14 protein-coding genes and 1 riboswitch are annotated in these 16,193 nt (G+C 61.6%); of the genes, 4 read left to right on the forward strand and 10 right to left on the reverse strand.

Translation table 11 applies throughout. The features are described from left to right. Positions 1-151: 151 nt before the first annotated feature. The 3 genes from Q355_RS0113255 to Q355_RS0113265 all read right to left on the reverse strand — a co-directional run bounded on the left by Q355_RS0113255 (position 152) and on the right by Q355_RS0113265 (position 2,438). Positions 152-1,393, reverse strand: coding sequence for a YeeE/YedE family protein (locus tag Q355_RS0113255; RefSeq protein ID WP_027878210.1), 1,242 nt, complete (start codon positions 1,391-1,393; stop codon positions 152-154). A gap of 121 nt (positions 1,394-1,514) precedes the next feature. Continuing rightward, positions 1,515-1,973, reverse strand: a complete 459-nt coding sequence (locus Q355_RS0113260) for a DUF427 domain-containing protein (RefSeq protein ID WP_051529441.1) — start codon at positions 1,971-1,973, stop codon at positions 1,515-1,517. 6 nt (positions 1,974-1,979) lie between these two features. Next, positions 1,980-2,438, reverse strand: a complete 459-nt coding sequence (locus Q355_RS0113265) for a hypothetical protein (protein ID WP_027878212.1) — start codon at positions 2,436-2,438, stop codon at positions 1,980-1,982. A gap of 148 nt (positions 2,439-2,586) precedes the next feature. Between Q355_RS0113265 and Q355_RS16030 the strand changes: the two genes are divergently transcribed. From Q355_RS16030 to Q355_RS0113280, 3 genes are all read left to right on the forward strand, one after another. Beyond that, positions 2,587-3,879: a sensor histidine kinase gene (locus Q355_RS16030; RefSeq protein WP_051529442.1), complete on the forward strand. Its 1,293-nt coding sequence runs from the start codon at positions 2,587-2,589 to the stop codon at positions 3,877-3,879. Then, positions 3,876-4,514 carry a response regulator gene (locus Q355_RS0113275; RefSeq protein ID WP_036259627.1) on the forward strand — a complete coding sequence of 213 codons (639 nt, stop codon included), beginning with the start codon at positions 3,876-3,878 and terminating at the stop codon, positions 4,512-4,514. The genes Q355_RS16030 and Q355_RS0113275 overlap by 4 nt, the downstream gene beginning before the upstream one ends. A gap of 417 nt (positions 4,515-4,931) precedes the next feature. Then, the gene (locus Q355_RS0113280; RefSeq protein WP_027878214.1) at positions 4,932-5,333 is read left to right on the forward strand and encodes a hypothetical protein; all 402 of its coding nucleotides are present in this window, start codon (positions 4,932-4,934) and stop codon (positions 5,331-5,333) included. Positions 5,334-5,609: 276 nt separating this feature from the next. Here Q355_RS0113280 and Q355_RS0113285 read toward each other — a convergent pair whose 3' ends face one another. From Q355_RS0113285 to Q355_RS0113300, 3 genes are all read right to left on the reverse strand, one after another. Next, a complete protein-coding gene (locus Q355_RS0113285) occupies positions 5,610-5,933 on the reverse strand; it encodes a hypothetical protein (protein ID WP_027878215.1) in 324 nt (107 codons plus the stop codon). A gap of 164 nt (positions 5,934-6,097) precedes the next feature. Next, the gene (gene leuS, locus Q355_RS0113290; RefSeq protein ID WP_027878216.1) at positions 6,098-8,725 is read right to left on the reverse strand and encodes a leucine--tRNA ligase; all 2,628 of its coding nucleotides are present in this window, start codon (positions 8,723-8,725) and stop codon (positions 6,098-6,100) included. 387 nt (positions 8,726-9,112) lie between these two features. After that, a complete protein-coding gene (locus Q355_RS0113300; RefSeq protein WP_027878218.1) occupies positions 9,113-10,090 on the reverse strand; it encodes an ABC transporter substrate-binding protein in 978 nt (325 codons plus the stop codon). A gap of 147 nt (positions 10,091-10,237) precedes the next feature. Continuing rightward, positions 10,238-10,389: riboswitch (FMN riboswitch) on the reverse strand. A gap of 76 nt (positions 10,390-10,465) precedes the next feature. Here Q355_RS0113300 and Q355_RS0113305 point away from each other — a divergent pair. Beyond that, the gene (locus Q355_RS0113305) at positions 10,466-10,894 is read left to right on the forward strand and encodes an SWIM zinc finger family protein (RefSeq protein ID WP_027878219.1); all 429 of its coding nucleotides are present in this window, start codon (positions 10,466-10,468) and stop codon (positions 10,892-10,894) included. Positions 10,895-11,138: 244 nt separating this feature from the next. On the opposite strand, the gene Q355_RS0113310 is transcribed toward Q355_RS0113305, so the two are convergent. The 4 genes from Q355_RS0113310 to proB all read right to left on the reverse strand — a co-directional run bounded on the left by Q355_RS0113310 (position 11,139) and on the right by proB (position 16,075). After that, the gene (locus Q355_RS0113310) at positions 11,139-12,620 is read right to left on the reverse strand and encodes an ABC transporter permease subunit (protein ID WP_027878220.1); all 1,482 of its coding nucleotides are present in this window, start codon (positions 12,618-12,620) and stop codon (positions 11,139-11,141) included. Between the two features lie 93 nt (positions 12,621-12,713). Further along, positions 12,714-13,613 (reverse strand): YhjD/YihY/BrkB family envelope integrity protein, encoded by a 900-nt coding sequence (locus Q355_RS0113315; protein ID WP_036259629.1) that lies wholly within the window; start codon positions 13,611-13,613, stop codon positions 12,714-12,716. A 62-nt stretch (positions 13,614-13,675) separates the two neighbouring features. Continuing rightward, a complete protein-coding gene (locus tag Q355_RS0113320; RefSeq protein ID WP_027878222.1) occupies positions 13,676-14,929 on the reverse strand; it encodes a glutamate-5-semialdehyde dehydrogenase in 1,254 nt (417 codons plus the stop codon). 12 nt (positions 14,930-14,941) lie between these two features. Next, positions 14,942-16,075 carry a glutamate 5-kinase gene (gene proB / locus Q355_RS0113325; RefSeq protein WP_036259632.1) on the reverse strand — a complete coding sequence of 378 codons (1,134 nt, stop codon included), beginning with the start codon at positions 16,073-16,075 and terminating at the stop codon, positions 14,942-14,944. Positions 16,076-16,193 lie beyond the last annotated feature (118 nt).

Here is a 16,193-nt window from a genome sequence, read left to right on the forward strand (position 1 = left end):
AGCCTTCACCGCCATGCGCAGTTAGAGCTGAAGGATTCAAGCCGACCAAAGGGAGTAGAACAGCATTTCGGTAGTATCGTTTTGGCTTGCCAAAGTGAACGATACTGCCGAAATGCGTATGAAGACGTTTTGGATACGCCCGTAAAGGCCCCTAGCAGACCGAGTCGGTGGGCCTGGGGTTGGAGAGCCCAAACCAGGGGCGTAGCCTCAGCCCGGCGCCGGTGCCCAGCAAGGCCATGACCAGCCAGACCCAGCCGTGCAGGCTGAAGGAGGCCACCCCGCCGATGTAGGCGCCAATGTTGCAGCCGTAGGCCAGCCGGGCCCCATAGCCCATCAGGAGCCCACCCACCACCGCGGCCAGAAGCGTTTTCCAACCCAGGCGGGGGTTTTTGCCGAACACCCCGGCGGCGGCGGCGCTCAAGAGCGCGCCCAGCAGGATGCCCAGGTTGGTCAGGGCGGTGGGGTGGCCCAGGGGGGAGAGCCCCAGGGGCGACTGGCCGTTCCAGAACCCCCAAAACACCGGCTGGGCCAGGCCCAGGGCTTCCACGGCCTGCGAACCCCACAGGGTCAGGCTGTAGGTAACGCCCCAGGGGCGCCCGCTTACGTAGAGCACCGCTGCGTTGAGCAGGGCCAGTACCAAAGCAGCCACCCACAGCGGCCAGGTGCCGCGCAGCACTCGAGCCCAGCCCTGCGGGCCTCGAGGTTGGAACGGCGGTGGAGGTTGCCGTTTGCGGATAACCCACTCGGCCAGTAGGGCCAGCCCTCCCACCAGTGCAAGCGTCAGGGCCAACGCCCCCCACAGCCCCAAGCGCTCGGCCAGCGAGATGGGCGGCAGGCTGCCCACTGCCCCTGGTCCTGAAGTCCAGAACTCGAGGTTCCAGGCCCCCAGCACCGAGCCCCCCATAAAGCTCAACAGGGCCACCAGGCCCACCAGGCTGCCGCCCCCGGTAGCGTAGAGGGTGCCCGAGGCGCACCCCCCGGCCAGTTGCATGCCTACCCCAAACAAAAAAGCCCCCAGCAAGAGCCCCGGCCCGATGGGGGCCAGGTATCCCGCCAGCGGCTGGCCGCCCAGCCCCTGGCCCAGGGTAAACAAAAGGGCAAACAGGGTGGCGGTAACCGCCAGCAAGAGCATATGGGCCTGCAGGGCCCGTCCCTGCCCCACGCTCAGAAGCTGACGGAAGGCCGAGCTGAAGCCGAACCGGGCGTGGAACAGGGTAAAGCCCAGCCCCACCCCCAGCAACAGCAGCAGGCCCTGGGCTGTGGATAAGTGCACATAGAGCCAGGCTGCGCCCAAAAGCCCCAGCCCCAGCAGGCCGTACTGGGGCCGGGTGGTCTGCTGGGGCAGAACCGGAGTAACCAGCCTCTTCTGTGAACCCTTGCGTGAAAGCGACATCTGTCCTCCCTACTGGCTGGCTATTCCCAGCCGATGCAGGTCAGGTTAGCAAAGATGACAAAACTTGTAAACTATATAAGCGTCAGAATACGAACCTGTGTGCAGGTTCGGGGTGGTCAGGCTACCATCCCTGAGTTCCCGGCCCACCCTTGAACGGCCCCACGATGTCTTTGGTCACCCAGCCCCCGTAGAAGCGTCCCGGTTGGGGCTGGGCTTTTTCGCCATCCACAAAGCCCTCGAGGGGTTCCAGATAAAAAGCCAGATAACCTTTGATGGCCGCAAAACCGGGGGTAGGGTCTTCGTAGCTCCAGGCCACGTTGGGCAGCACGGTGTCGCCCACTTTGAGCGTCCAGTAGCTGGCCCCACCCTTGAACTCACAGTAGGTCTGACGTGGGGTGGCTTCCAGCAGACCCATGCGAATATCCGCGGGCGGGATGTAGTAGACCGGCGGGTGGCTGGTTTCCAGCACGCGGCAGGCCCGGCTGCTATCGGCGATGACCAGCTCGCCGAGCCGCACCAGAATGCGTTTTGCTGTGGGTTCACAGCGCGGGGGGCGGGGGTAGTCCCAGACCGATTCCATAATCCCTCAGGGTTGCTTTTTATGGGTCTCTAAGAAAACCCAGAGGGTGTTTTCCATGTCCTCGATGGCCTTTTTGCTGCCCATCACCAGAAGCGGGGCAGCGTTGCCGTCGTAGAGGTATAAAACCCGGATGGGGAAGAGCAGATAGCTCACAAAGGCAATCACCGCCAGGGCCAGGGCTCCGTACTCAAGTGCAGATGCGTTGAGCCGGAGCAATTGGGGGATGTTCAGCCAGCCCAACGAGCGCAGCCCGAAGCTGGCCAGCCCCACAAAGAAGCCCACAAAAGCCACCGCCAACAACCAGTCGCGCATCTGGTAAGAAAGCTCGAGTCGCGTGACCAACGGAAGATGAATACGAATTGAGACCGCGCCATTCTTGAAGCAGAGCCAGCCGCTCTCGATGGAGGCTTCGCGGAAGCGCGAACTGCTGGTGGAGTAGCGATGGGGCAAGGTGATTTTCTGCATGCAACCTCCTGCTGCGAAGCCCGCCTATTGGAAGGCTTGGGCGATTGGAACAGGCCTATTTTTGCATGAGAACGGGGTTCTTGCGTAGGGCAGGCAAATGGGTATTCCTATGCAAACCGCAGGGGCGGACTGGGCATACAATTCTTGTATGCTTTCGCCATTCCGGCGCTATTTTGCAGGCCGCCCCGTGGCGCAGGTGGTGGTACTACTTACCGCCCTCAACCTGCTGACGGTGCTGGCCTTTACCCTGCTGGTGCCGGCCAGGCCGCTCGAGGTGCCCACCGTGCTGCCCTGGCAAGACCCGGCCCAGACGGCCTGGCGCATCGGCGCGGCGGTGGCTTTGTTGGGGGTGGTGGTCTGGGCTGTGCGACCCGGGCAGCGCCGGGCCTGGGAGTTTGCCTTTTTGATTCTGATTGGGGTGGGGGTGGTGGCCTGGCTGAGCCAGAACTACCTGCCCTTTCTGGCCCTGGGCCTGGTTCCGGTTGTGGCCCGCTACTGGTTGCCGTTGTGGGTGGTGCTCTTGATTGTGCTGGGACTGGGCGGTTTGTCGGTCTGGTGGGCCCAGCAGGAGCCCTTGCAAATTACCTTTGAAATCGTCTTGAGCCAGGGGCCGCAGGGAACCACCTCCTGGGGGGCCCTGCCCACCCCTGCCGAGTACCCCAACCTGAGCCTGGCCTTTTTTATCTTCATCGCTTTTCTGTACTCGGGGTATGCGCTTTTTACCCTCGAGCTTCTGGTACGGGAGACTAAAGCACGGGAGGAACTCGAGCGCACCCGCCGCGAGCTCGAGCAGGCCTCGCGCCAGGCGGGGGTTCTGGAGGAGCGCCAGCGCCTGGCCCGCGAGATTCACGACACCCTAGCCCAGGGCTTTGCCAGCATTGTGGTGCAGCTCGAGGCCGCCGAGATGGCCTCGGAAAACGAGACTTCGGCTGGCCGCTACCTGGAACAAGCCCGCAACGCAGCCCGCGAGGGATTATCGGAGGCCCGCCGGATGGTCTGGGCTTTGCGACCGGAGATTCTCGAGAACACCTCGCTGCCCGAAGCCTTGCAGCGGCTGATGAGGCGCTGGCAGCAGGAGAGCGGGGTGCAGGCCCAGTTCACCCTCACCGGCGAGCCCCGCCCGCTGCACCCGGAGCTCGAGGTAGGTCTGTTGCGCATAGCTCAGGAGGCCCTGGCCAATATACGCAAACACTCCAAAGCCCGCCATGCCACCCTCACCCTCTCCTACCTGGGCGACATGGTGCTGATGGACGTGCAAGACGATGGGGTGGGCCTGCAACCGCCCACTTCAGGCAGTTTTGGCCTGCGCTCGATGCGCGAAAGGGTAGAAGCGCTGGGGGGCCAGATGACCGTAGAGAGCGAGCCTGGGCTGGGCACTACCCTGGCCTTTAGTCTGCCCCTGTACAGCGGGCGCTCCAAAGCGGAGGAAAAAACCCTATGAACCTTCCAACTCCCATTCGGCTTCTTTTGGTGGACGACCACCCCGTGGTACGGGCGGGCCTTTCGGGGCTGCTCTCTTCCCAGCCCGACTTCGAGGTAGTCGGTGAAGCCTCCAACGGCCTCGAGGCCCTGGGCTTGCTCGAGCAAGTCGGGGCCGATGTGGTGCTAATGGACTTGCGTATGCCCCAGATGGATGGGGTAACCGCCATCCGGCAGGTACGGGCCCGCTTCCCCAAGGTTCAGGTGCTGGTGCTAACCACCTACGACACCGACTCCGAAATCGTGCGGGCGGTGGAGGCCGGCGCTACCGGCTACCTGCTCAAGGATGTCCCACGCGAAGAGCTTTTCCGCGCCGTGCGGCTGTGCGCCAAAGGCGAAGCGGTACTCTCGCCCCCGGTGGCCGCCCGCCTGTTGGGCCGGATGCGCGGCCCTGGGGAAGAAACCTTGTCGGTGCGTGAGCTCGAGGTGCTGGCCCTGGTAGCCAAAGGCTTCTCCAACAAAGAAATCGCCCGCAAGCTAAAAATTAGTGAGGCCACCGTCAAAACCCACCTGCTGCACACCTTCGAAAAGCTGGGGGTAGACGACCGCACCGCAGCCGTAACGGTAGCGCTGGAGAGAGGTATTCTGCGGTTGTAGGGCTGAACCGGGCATAAGTGTCTCCATAGTTGAAATGCAAGATGCTGTTCCGAAAGGTCGCTTTAGGAATTGCGCCAGGGACGCATAGACTCATAATAAATGTCTTTGATTTGGTCTTTTTCTGGGGCCCCCACCTGAAGCGCGGGTAGCATTAGCTCGAAAAGCCAGGATGCTCTGACAACCCCTAACGGAACGATTCAGGCGGGGTTCATATCATTCCGCGGGTTTTGCCAATCTACCCTGGCGCAACTTATACCAGATTCGGTTAGTTCGTCACCGAACGGTGACGAACTAACCCGACCGAAGGGAGTGCTCTAGGATTCAAAAAGATAGCCCCTTGATGTTTTTTGTTTGAAGAGTATCTTTTTGAATCCGGTATTATACCCAAAACCGCTCTAAACCCGATATTGTAGGGTCATGAAACCTGGTGTTCGGGCTCTTTTGCGCTTCTTCATACCGGCGGGGATTGGCTTATTGGTTGCCCTGGCCGATCTGGGCAACGTGGATTTGCTGTTTGCTGGAACGCTGTTGCTCTTGCTGGGTTTCGTGGTGGGGTGGTGGTGGCCGCGCCAGTGGTGGCTTAGCGGGCTTTTAATGGGAGGTATCCTGCCCCTGGTTCAACTTTGGGCCCTAACGACGCAGTTCCCCATGCCTTACGTGCCCGATCCCCTTCAGGGCTTGCTGCTGCTGTTTCCTGCCTTGCTGATGGCCGGATTTGGGGCCATTGTGCACCAGAAAACGCCCTACACACCTGCCGCGCTGCGCGCCCGCTTGCGGCGGGCCCGGCAGGCCGATTACCACGACTACGAGCAGTCCTGATTTTTAAGTGTCTCCATAAGCGGAATGCAAGATGCCGTACCGAATGTTCGCTTTAGGAATTGCGCCAGGTATGCATTGACTCATTCCGCTGGTTTTGCCAATCTGCCCTGGCGCAACTTATACCGGATTCAAAAAGATAATCTTCAAACAAAAAGCGCTAAGAGGCTATCTTTTTGAATCCTAGAGCACACCCCTCGCTGCGCTCGGCGAAGAAAGCGTATCCCTTCGGTCGGGTTAGTTCGTCACCGTTCGGTGACGAACTAACCGAATCTGGTATTAGATCACATCGGTGGCCTGGCGAACCTCGCGCACGAACTGCTGGGTTTTTTCGTCGAGGTCGTGCAGGGCCCAGGGTATGTTTTTGGCTTTTGGCCACCGGTCGAAAAGGGTATCGAGCCATTGCAGCAGGAGGTCGGGGGTCATGGATCCCGAAGACTTGTAGTTGACGCTGGCGTCCTTGAGCGTTACCTTGCCCAGGGCCTCATAGTGGCTGGGCGAGGTGTGCTTAACGATGATACGGAAGGTGTCGCCCGCATCCTCCCCTACGCACTCGAGCACCTGATGCTCGGCCAGGCTGTTGATTTTATGCATTGTGATCATACCCAAATGGTACGCGCCTGGGCAGCGAGTTTCCAGTGCCATTTGTCCAATACAGTAGCGGTTGCGGGAAAACATCCCGGTCTCTTACCCGAAGCACATTCCAGACACAAAGCTGAAGGTTTCGGGTAGGGGCCCCCATAAGCACAGCGCAGCAAGGGTATTTCTTATCCCCTAACCACGATGTTCAGCAGCTTGCCGGGTACGTAGATTTCCTTCACCACTTCTTTGCCCGCGATGTACTGCTGTACGTTGGGAATTTCTTTTGCAATGCGCTTGATTTCCTCTTGGCTGGCCTGGGTGCTGATGCTGGCCTTGCCACGCAACTTGCCATTAACCTGCACCACCAGCTCGAAGCTGTCGGCCACCAGGGCGGCTTGGTCCAGGGTAGGCCAGGGGTCGCTGAAGACCGAGTGGGTGTAAAACTCGTGCCACAGCTCTTCGGCCAGGTGGGGGGCGAAGGGGGCCAGCATCTGGATGTAGCGCAGCACTGCTTCGCGGAAGACCGGGGTAACGCCGTGCTCCTTGCGGTAGTCGCCCAGGGCGTTTAAGAGCTCCATCAGGGCGGCAATGGCGGTGTTGAAGCGCAGGGCCTCGAGGTCTTCAGTTACCTTCTTGATGGTCTGGTGCAGCTTTTGGTAAAGGGCCTTGTGTGGGCCTTCCAGCCCGGCAGGCTCTTGCAGGTCGGCCTGGGTCTTCAGCTCGGCCAGGTGCTCGGCAACCAGGCGGTAAACCCGGTTCAGGTAGCGCCAGGCCCCCTGCACACCCTCTTCGGTCCAGATCATCTCGTTTTCGGGCGGGGCGGCGAACAGAATGGTAATGCGGGCAATGTCGGCCCCCTGTTCTTTTACAAACGGCCCCACCATCACCCCGTTGCCCAGGCTCTTGCTCATCACAGCGGGCTTCCAGAAGTAGGTTTTGCCCTCTTCCTGGCGCAGCTCGGCCCCGCTTTTCTGGGCCTCCTCGAGGGTTAGGCCTTGCTCGAGCTCGAGCTTGCTGCGGCGGGCGTCATCTTTGAAGTAGATGCGCCCCTCGCGTATTTCCACCTCACCCACGTTGGTCCAGCCCATCACCATGCCCTGGGTAAAGAGGCCCTCGAAGGGCTCAGCGGCTTCTACCATGCCCAGGTCGTGCAAAAACTTGGTAAAAAAGCGGGAGTACAGCAAGTGCAGAATAGCGTGCTCAATACCGCCGATGTACTGGTCTACCGGCATCCAGTAGTTGGCCTTTTGGGGGTCGAAGGGCAGGTCGGGGTTTTGGGCATCGGTATAGCGCAGGAAGTACCACGACGAATCAATAAAAGTGTCCATGGTATCGGTGTCGCGCCGGGCTTGCCCACCACACTTGGGGCACGCGCACTCGTAAAACTCGGGGTGGGCGGCCAGGGGGCTTTTGCCCTTGGGGCGGATGTCCTCCACATCGCGCAGGGTGGGCAGCTCGACCGGCAACTGCTCGTAGGGCACCGGCACGATGCCACAGCTATCGCAGTGGATCATAGGGATGGGGGTGCCCCAGTAGCGCTGGCGGCTAATCAGCCAGTCGCGCAGGCGGTAGTTGACCTTGCCCTCGCCAATGCCTTTTTCTTCCATCCAGGCAATGATTTTTTGCTTGGCCTCTTCCACATAAAGCCCGTTCAGGAAGTCGGAGTTGATGGCCGGGCCGTCTTCGGTATAGGCCTTGCCCTGCCACCCCTGGGGTGGTTCGACGGTGCGGATGATTTCCAGACCGAACTTCTCGGCGAACTCCCAGTCGCGCTCGTCCTGGCCCGGTACAGCCATAATGGCCCCGGTGCCGTAGCCAGCCAGCACATAGTCGGCAATCCAGATGGGGATTTCCTTGCCATTGGCGGGGTTGATGGCGTAGGCGCCTGTCCAGACCCCGGTTTTCTCGCGATCTACCATCTGGCGCTCGACCTCGCTCTTCATGCGGGTAGCGGCCACGTAGGCTTCCACGGCGGCTTTCTGCTCGGGTGTGGTGATCTGGGCCACCAGCTCGTGTTCGGGGGCCAGCACCATGAAGGTTGCGCCAAAAATGGTATCGGGGCGGGTGGAGAAGACCCGAATCTTTGCACCATGACCCTTTACTTGGAAGTCGAACTCGGCGCCGACACTTTTGCCAATCCAGGCCCGCTGCATGGCCTTGACCTTTTCGGGCCAGCGCGAGAGCTTGTCCAGGTCGTTCAAAAGCCGCTCGGCGTAGTCGGTGATTTTGAGGTACCACTGCTCGAGCTCCCGCTTCTCCACCAGCGCCCCCGAGCGCCAGCCACGCCCATCAATCACCTGCTCGTTGGCCAGCACGCTTTGCTCGACGGGGTCCCAGTTGACCAGGCTCTTTTTGCGGTAGACCAGGCCGCGCTCGTACATTTTGAGGAAAATCCACTGGTTCCACTTGTAGTAATCGGGCAGGCAGGTGGTTACCTCGCGGCTCCAGTCGTAGCGGATGCCCATCAGGGCCAGGGATTCCTTGGACTGCTGAATGTTGCCAAAGGTCCAGTCGGCCGGGCTTACGCCAAACTTCAGGGCGGCGTTTTCGGCGGGCAGCCCAAAGGCGTCCCAACCAAACGGATGCAGCACGCTATAGCCCTGTTGTACCCGGAAACGGGCCAGCGCATCGCCCATGGTGTAGTTCTTGAGGTGGCCCATGTGCAGGTCGCCGGAAGGGTAGGGGAACATCACCAGGATGTAGGCTTTTTTGCTTCCCCTGCCTTCAGTGGCCTTTAACAGCCCGATTTCATCCCAGTATTTTTGCCATTTGGGCTCGAGCTCGTGGGGGTTGTATTTGTCGGTTGTCAGCATCTTCGTTGCTCCAGTTCTCAACGGGACATTTTATTGCCACAAAGCCCGAAAAGGAAATGCGGGCTTTTGCTGAGGGCACGGTGCGCGCTGGTAAAAAACCCCCTTCAAGATAGAAGGGGGAGTTGGCCAAACACAGGCCTCCCCTAAGGCAGCGCTAGCGGCACCAGCCCAAACATACAACCATACTAGCACGCAGAGCGGGCCTCGAGGCCGATTTTTTGCTATAGCGCAGCTTTTCTTGCCAGCCCTGGGCTACGCCAATGCCGGCCTTTCCCAACAGCGCGGTAGCACGGTGCCCGGTTCCTGCTTGGCGGGAGGCGGCTATGTTGAAAAACCCCCGCACAGGGCGGGGGTCAAGAGGGCCGGGAACTGGCGCGGGGGATGCCTTTATTTTGCCGCGCTGGTACTGACCTGCAGGCCACGCTGCAAAAACTCGTTGGTGAAGAAGGCTGTAAAGGGCAGGTCGGTTTTGACCCGTCCGGTCTGTTTGAGCAGGGTCAGCCCGCTCTGCCAGCCCTGGGGGTTGGAGAAGCCCAGCCCGTTTTGGCGGGTGTAGGGCGACTGGTAGAGCCTGAGCGAGACCTCGAGCACCCGGAAACGGTCTTCGCCCAGAGGTTGCACGTACATTTTGGAGGCCTCAAAAGCCTTGCGCGGCTCCCGCAGGGTCAGGGCCATGGCTTCCTGGGTGGCCTGCACAAAACGGCGGGCCAGCTCGGCGTTTTCCAGCACCCGATCGGTGGAGATGACTCCCACCCCCGGCGAACGGTTGTAGGGGCCGGCGGGAATCACATTGAGCTTGATACCACGGGCCTCGAGCACGATGGGCTCGTTGTTGATAAAGCCCATAGCCACATCTACCCGCCCGCTCACGATGGCCTCGGCCTGGGTAAAGCCAATCTGTTCGATTCTCACGTCCGACTCGCGCAAGCCAGCCGCCCGCAGCATGGCCTGCAACGAGGTGTACGAGGTGCCAAAAAGCCCCGGTATCCCAATGGTCTTGCCCTTGAGGTCGCGCACCGAGGTGATGTTTTTCTCGGCCCGCGAGAAGAGGGCGTTGGGCACGCTCTGGTAGAGGGCCAGCACGTACTTGAGCGGGGTTCCCTGGGCGCGCAGGGCCATCACGTCTTCGGCATCGGCTACCACAAAATCGAGCCTTCCCTGAACCAGCAAGGGGTACAGCTCCGAGGAGAAGCCGTGTTGAAACTCTACGTCCAGTCCGCGCCTTGCGTAGATACCCTCGACCACCCCGGCATAAAAGGGGGCAAACTGCACGTCGGGCAGGTAACCCAGCCCTACCCGCACCTTTTGCGTCTGGGCCAGGCCCAGCGACAGCAACACGGTCAGCACCACTACAAGTTTTCGCATCACTCACCTCAACACACCGTGCTGTCCCAAAGGGCCGAAACAGGCACGAACTGCATCCGACCCGAGTCTGGTAATGCCCAACGGTTGTGAAGAGGGTTTACGAGGTATTACACATCCTGCTACGCCCAGGCACAGGGCACCCAGGCTTCACTCCTTCTCCCATCCGGACTATAACCGTCGGCTTGCGATTTTCACGCAATCGGGCCTGGATGTGCGGCAGATTTCCAGGCTTCGCGGGCTCGGGCGGCCAGGCCGCCATCACCGCCGGTGGGGAATTGCACCCCGCCCTGAAGGAATTGGGCCTTGTGGCCCAAAGTTAGTTTAGTCACAAACCCAGGACTTGCAAAGTGAAGCGGGCTGGATTTTGATAAGCAGGTGCAACTGGAACTGCAAAGCTTGCTGGATCTGGCCGACCCAGGGGTGCTGGAGCGGGGCCGGGCCCTCTTTTTGCGTGGGGCGGTGCTCGAGGCCAGCCGCAGCCGGGGCCGCTTGCAAGCGCGGGTGCAGGGGAGCGCCCCTTTCCCGTACCGGGTGGAGATTAACCTCAGCAAAGGCGAGTGGGACTGTACCTGCCCCTATGCCTGGGGGCCGGTGTGCAAGCACGTGGTGGCGGTAGCCCTGGCGGCCCTGGAGGCCCCTGAAATTTTTGCTCGGAAAAAGCTACCCAAAACGAGGCTGCTAGACCTCGAGCCCTTGCTCGAGCTGTCCGACGACGAACTGCTGCGCCTTTTGTGGCAGCTGGAAGAGGCGCGTCCCGAGCTGATGCAGGAGTTCGCCTACAACCTGTTGCAGCGTTATAGATAGAAGGCCGGAGGAGACCACAAAGTCCTTGGATTGGCCTGACCCCGCCTTATGCGACCGGGTCAGGCGGAGCTACCAGCAAAGGCCCAGGCCTCTCCCTGATATGAACCCCACCTGAATCGTTCCGCTAGGGATTGTTGGAGCACCATCGTTTTTCAGGCTGTTGCTACCCGCGCTTCAGGCGGGGGCTCCAGAAAAAGAACAAATCGAAGACATGTTTTATCACTGTCAATGAAAAGAAATACGGTTATCGCCTGCGGTAGCGCAGCACGTAGCTTTCCAGCAGGGCTACCAGCCCGTACAAGGAGATGCCCAGCAGAACGGTTACTGCCACCGCAGCGAAGGAGTTGGCGTAGTTGAAGTTGCGCTGCTCGGTCTGGGCCAGGTGCCCCAACCCCCCGCCGCCCAGCACAAACTCGGCCACCACCGCCCCAATCAAAGCCAGCGAGACCGTCAGGCGCAGGCCGCCCAGGATGACCGGCAGGGCGCCGGGGAACTCGAGCTTGCTAAACACCCCCCAGGCCGAGGCGCCAATGGTCTGGAAGACCTCGCGGTAGGTGCGGTCTACCTCCCGCACCCCCACCATGGTCGATACCAGCACCGGAAAGATGGAGATGAGGGTGGCGATGGTTACCTTAGAGACCAGCCCATAGCCGAACCAGATGATGAGCAGCGGGGCCACAATTATGGTGGGGACTGCCTGCAAGGCCACAATAAAGGGCGACAAAAGCCGCTCGAGCGAGCGTCTCTGGCCCATCGCGTAGCCTATGGGTAGTCCAATGACCAGCGAGGTCAGGATGCCCAGCCCAGCGGTCTGGAGGGTGGTCAGGGCGTTGTGGAAGAGCAGCGCGCTATTCTTCCCGATGGCCTGCCAGACTTCCAGGGGCGAGGGTACAAACACCGGAACTCGAGTTGCCATTAGTCCCCAGCCTAAGAAAAACAGGGCCAGCAGCAGAAGCGTGCCCAGGATTTCCCAGGGTGGGCGCAGGGGCTTGGGCGGGGGCTCGACGAAGGTAGAGTCGGCCACGCCCAGCCGTTCGCGCAGCTCGGCCTCGAGCCCATCGGTAAATGCGGTGATGCGCCCTTCCCCCTTGGTTTGCAGGATGGCCTCAATTTTGCCACCGGAGAGCACCACCACCCGGTCGGCCAGATACACCGCCTCGCGGATGCTGTGGGTTACGAACACGATGGTTTTGCCGGTGCGCTCGTGCAGTTGCTTGAGCTCGAGGTTGAAACGCTCCCGCACCAGCGCGTCCAGGGCCGCAAAGGGCTCGTCCATCAACAGCACCTCGGCGTCCTGGGCGAGCGCTCGGGCAATGGCGACCCTGGCCTTCATGCCCCCCGATAGCTGGTGCGGATAAAGCTTCAAATAGGGCTTCATGCCCAGGTGGGTCTCGATGCGGCCCCGGCCGGTGAGCTCGATGGGCAGCCGGATGTTCTGCTCTACGGTGCGCCAGGGCAGCAGGCGGTAGTCCTGGAAGACCATGGCGGGCCGCCCCACCACTTCCACCGTGCCCTGCCGGGCCTTGAGCAGCCCTGCAATCAGGCGCAGGAGGGTGCTCTTGCCGCCACCCGAGGGGCCAATGATGGCCACAAACTCACCTTTGTGCACCTCGAGGTCCACGCCAGAGAGCACTTCCCGTCCCTCGAACTCCACCGCGACCCCCGCCAGCCGGATCACGCTGGGCGCCTGGGTGGTGGGGTGCGGGGTGGGTACCGGGTGGTTCATGGTTCTAGCATACCGCCACACCCGGCCATTGCTGAAAAAAACGGGCCCGGGGTGCTTTTCCGAGGCGGGTTGTCCATCATGCGGAAAACCGTGCTAAATGGTGTCGCTCGAGCGATCCGTCAAAATTTTTGCCAATACGGCCCCCACCAACAAAATCCACATGGTCAGGTAAAACCCAGCCAGGGCCAGCAAAAAGCCCGCGATGGGGCCATAGATGAGCTCGTACTGGGTGCGGGGCAGCAGCAGGGGCAGGCCCAGCCGGACGCCCTCCCAGGCCAAAGCGGCTAGTATAGCGGCGGCAAAGGCGGCCAGAACCCGCGGGGTGGGCACGGGAAGCAGCATGTAGGTCAGGAAAAAAAGCAGTATCGCCCCCAGCACCGGAACGACCACCTCCACCCCGCTTCGCAGAAAGCTCAGCTCGGCGGGGAGGTAGCGCAACAGAAAGCCCATGGCCAGCCCCAACAGGGCCAAGAGAATCAGGGCCAGCCCCAAGAGCAAAGGGGCCAGCAGGCCTGCAATGCGCCCACGCAGGACAGTCAGCAGGGCCAGGCCCCGCTGAAATCGTCGCCGCAGAGGGTCTGATTCGGCTAAAGGTGCGGCCTGGGGCTTAGCCGTTGGATGGGGGGGAGGCGAGGCCCCGCCGAAGATGATGCCCAGGGCATAGGCCAGCGCAGCAAAGAAGTTGCTGCTGGCCCACAGCAACACCAGCAGGCTCAGGAGCGTAAGGGGGAAGGCCCCTCGAGTCAAAAAGTTCACCAGCGTCTGGGCCAGGTCGGGCTGGGTGGGGAAGAGCAGCACCACTAGCTCGATGAGCCGCACCAGCACCGCGGTTCGCAGGTCTTCGCTGCCCGAGAGCACCAGACCGAAGATGCCGGCCAGCAGAATCAGCAAAGGCATCAGGCTAAACAGGGCATAGTAGGCCAAAGCCGCCGAGAAAAAGGGGATGTGGGCGCGCGTATATAGCTGGTAGACCTGCGCGATGATGGACTGCATGGGTGTGGGGGTAGAGCTGGATGGCAGGGTAATGCGAAATGTAGACCCTGGCGCTGCAATCTTTACTCGCGCACCTGCCCCTGGCCCAGGGCCACGAACTTGGTGGTGGTGAGCTCCTTCACTCCCATGGGGCCATAGGCGTGCAGCTTGCTGGTGGAGATGCCGATCTCGGCCCCCAGGCCCAATTGGAAGCCGTCGTTGAAGCGGGGCGAGGCGTTCACCAGCACCAGCGAGGCATCCACCTCGCGCAAAAAACGCATAGCGTGGGCATGGTGCTGGGTGCAGATGGTCTCGGTGTGCCGCGAGCCATAGCGGGCGATGTGCTTCAGGGCTTCCTCGAGCGAGTCCACCACCTTCACGGTCAGAATCAAGTCCAGGTACTCCATCGCCCAGTCTTCAGGGCTGGCCGGCTTGGCGGGGATGAGGGCACAGGTGCGCTCGTCGCCGCGCAGCTCCACCCCGGCGGCCTGCATAACTTGGGCCAGCCGGGGCAAAAACACCGGGGCGATGGCCTGGTGTACCAGCACCTTCTCCAGGCTGTTGCAGGTGCTGGGGCGCTGGGCTTTGCCGTTCAGGGCAATCTGTAGCGCCATCTCCAGGTCGGCGCTTTGGTCCACAAAGAGGTGGTTGACCCCTTCGGCGTGGGCCAGCACCGGCATGCGGGCCTCGCGCTGCACCAGTTCGATTAGCTCCCTACCACCCCTGGGGATGATCAGATCCAGGAGGCCCCCCAGACGACACATCTCCAGGATGGCGCTGCGGTCGGTGGTGGGGACGAGCTGGATGGCCTCTTTGGGCAGGCCGACCTCGAGCAGGGCTTCCTGTAAAAGCCCCACCAGGGCGTTGTTGGAGTGCCAGGCCTCCTTGCCCCCCCGCAGCAGGATGGCGTTTCCGGCCTTGAGGCAGAGGGCGCTGGCCTCCACGGTGGCGTTGGGGCGCGACTCGTAGATGAAGCCGATGACCCCCAGCGGAACCCGCATCCGCCCCACCTGCAGGCCGTTGGGGCGAATCTCTAAGCCTTCAATCTCGCCGATGGGGTCGGGCATCTCGGCCACCTGCCGCAACCCCGCCAAAAGGTCGTGCAGCACTTTTTCGTTCAGGCGCAGGCGGTCGAGTTTGGCCGCCGAGAGGCCGCTGGCCTGGGCAGCCTCCAGATCCTGCTGGTTGGCAGCGTAGAGGGCCTCTTTTTGCGCCTCGAGCTTCGCCGCCATGGCCAGCAGCGCGGTGTTCTTGGCTTTGGGCGGGGCTGCCGACAAAGCCCTTGCAGCGTCCCTAGCGGCCAGGGCGTAGCTCTGGAGTGGGGGGGTGGCGGTCATGACACCAAAATATCACTCCAGTTCCGAGGCCAGGGCAAAGTAGTCGCGGTGAATGGCCTCGTCGGTATTCTTGTAACCCAAAAGGGCCTCGATCTCGCGGGTCTTGCGGCCCTTGATGCGTGATAGTTCCGAGGCGCTGTAGTTCACCAGACCTATCCCAATTAGGCTGCCCTCGGTATCCAGGCACCTGACCGCCTCGCCCACGCCGAACTGCCCACGCACCTCCAGGATACCCGCCGGCAAAAGGGAGGCCCCGCCCTGGCGCAAAGCCTGGGCTGCCCCGGCATCCACCACCACCTCCCCCTGGGGTTTGGGGAGCTGGTACAGCCAGAGCTTGCGACCGCTGTAGCGCCGACTGCCCCCGGCAAATAGCGTGCCGACTGGCTCACCGCGCAGGGCCTGGCTGATGCTTTGGGGCCTATGGCCAGGCAGCAGCAGAGTGGGAATTCCGGCGGCCTGGGCTTTTTCGGCTGCCAGCAGCTTGCTTTTCATCCCGCCGGTGCCCACCCGGCCTGGGCTGTCGCCCGCCATGCGCAGCACCGCAGCATCCACCCGCTCCACAAAGGGAATGGGCCTGGCCTCGGGATGGGTGCGGGGGTCGGCCTCAAAGAGGGCCTCGATATCTGAGAGCAAAATGAGCAGATCGGCCCCCACCAGCGAAGCAATTAAGGCCGATAGCTGGTCGTTGTCGCCAAACTTGATCTCCTCCACCATCACCGTGTCGTTCTCGTTGATGATGGGGACAATGCCCCACTCCAGGAGCGTTTCGAGCGTTTGCCGGGCGTTTAGATAGCGCTGGCGGTGGCCCAGGTCTTCCGCGGTGAGCAAAACCTGGGCCACCTTCAGGTCGTACCAGCTAAACGCCTGCTCCCACAAATACATCAGCGTGGGTTGGCCTACCGCGGCCAGGGCCTGTTTGCCGGGCATGGTTTTTGGACGCTCCTTGAAACCCAGCTTACTCAGGCCGGTAGCCACAGCCCCAGAGGAAACCAGCACCACTTCGCGGCCTTCTGCCCGAAGCGCAGCTATTTGTGCGGCTATCTCGAGCTGCTGTTGACGTCCTTTTGCACCGCTTAGCACAGCGCTGCCCACCTTTACCACCAAACGGTGGTAGTTTTGGGCGTTGATGGGTTTTCGTTCTGCCATGGTTTTTCAATCCTCACTCGAGCCCTCACCTGAGTGTAACGCTTTCAGGCCGGGCGCCTCCGGAGTGGGGTTTCAATCCTCACTCGAGCTTTCGCCCGAGTGCAACAAGCGAAGTGGC

Source organism: Meiothermus cerbereus DSM 11376 (assembly GCF_000620065.1).
In the GTDB taxonomy this organism is placed as follows: Bacteria; Deinococcota; Deinococci; order Deinococcales; family Thermaceae; genus Meiothermus; species Meiothermus cerbereus.

Bases quoted from the DNA above. Each gene is read 5' to 3' on its own strand.
- Q355_RS0113265 (WP_027878212.1), bottom strand. From the start codon at position 2,438: ATGCAGAAAATCACCTTGCCCCATCGCTACTCCACCAGCAGTTCGCGC.
- Q355_RS0113285 (WP_027878215.1), bottom strand. From the start codon at position 5,933: ATGATCACAATGCATAAAATCAACAGCCTGGCCGAGCATCAGGTGCTC.
- Q355_RS16030 (WP_051529442.1), top strand. From the start codon at position 2,587: ATGCTTTCGCCATTCCGGCGCTATTTTGCAGGCCGCCCCGTGGCGCAG.
- proB (WP_036259632.1), bottom strand. From the start codon at position 16,075: ATGGCAGAACGAAAACCCATCAACGCCCAAAACTACCACCGTTTGGTG.
- Q355_RS0113275 (WP_036259627.1), top strand. From the start codon at position 3,876: ATGAACCTTCCAACTCCCATTCGGCTTCTTTTGGTGGACGACCACCCC.
- Q355_RS0113315 (WP_036259629.1), bottom strand. From the start codon at position 13,613: ATGCAGTCCATCATCGCGCAGGTCTACCAGCTATATACGCGCGCCCAC.
- Q355_RS0113320 (WP_027878222.1), bottom strand. From the start codon at position 14,929: ATGACCGCCACCCCCCCACTCCAGAGCTACGCCCTGGCCGCTAGGGAC.
- leuS (WP_027878216.1), bottom strand. From the start codon at position 8,725: ATGCTGACAACCGACAAATACAACCCCCACGAGCTCGAGCCCAAATGG.
- Q355_RS0113255 (WP_027878210.1), bottom strand. From the start codon at position 1,393: ATGTCGCTTTCACGCAAGGGTTCACAGAAGAGGCTGGTTACTCCGGTT.
- Q355_RS0113310 (WP_027878220.1), bottom strand. From the start codon at position 12,620: ATGAACCACCCGGTACCCACCCCGCACCCCACCACCCAGGCGCCCAGC.
- Q355_RS0113300 (WP_027878218.1), bottom strand. From the start codon at position 10,090: ATGCGAAAACTTGTAGTGGTGCTGACCGTGTTGCTGTCGCTGGGCCTG.
- Q355_RS0113260 (WP_051529441.1), bottom strand. From the start codon at position 1,973: ATGGAATCGGTCTGGGACTACCCCCGCCCCCCGCGCTGTGAACCCACA.
- Q355_RS0113280 (WP_027878214.1), top strand. From the start codon at position 4,932: ATGAAACCTGGTGTTCGGGCTCTTTTGCGCTTCTTCATACCGGCGGGG.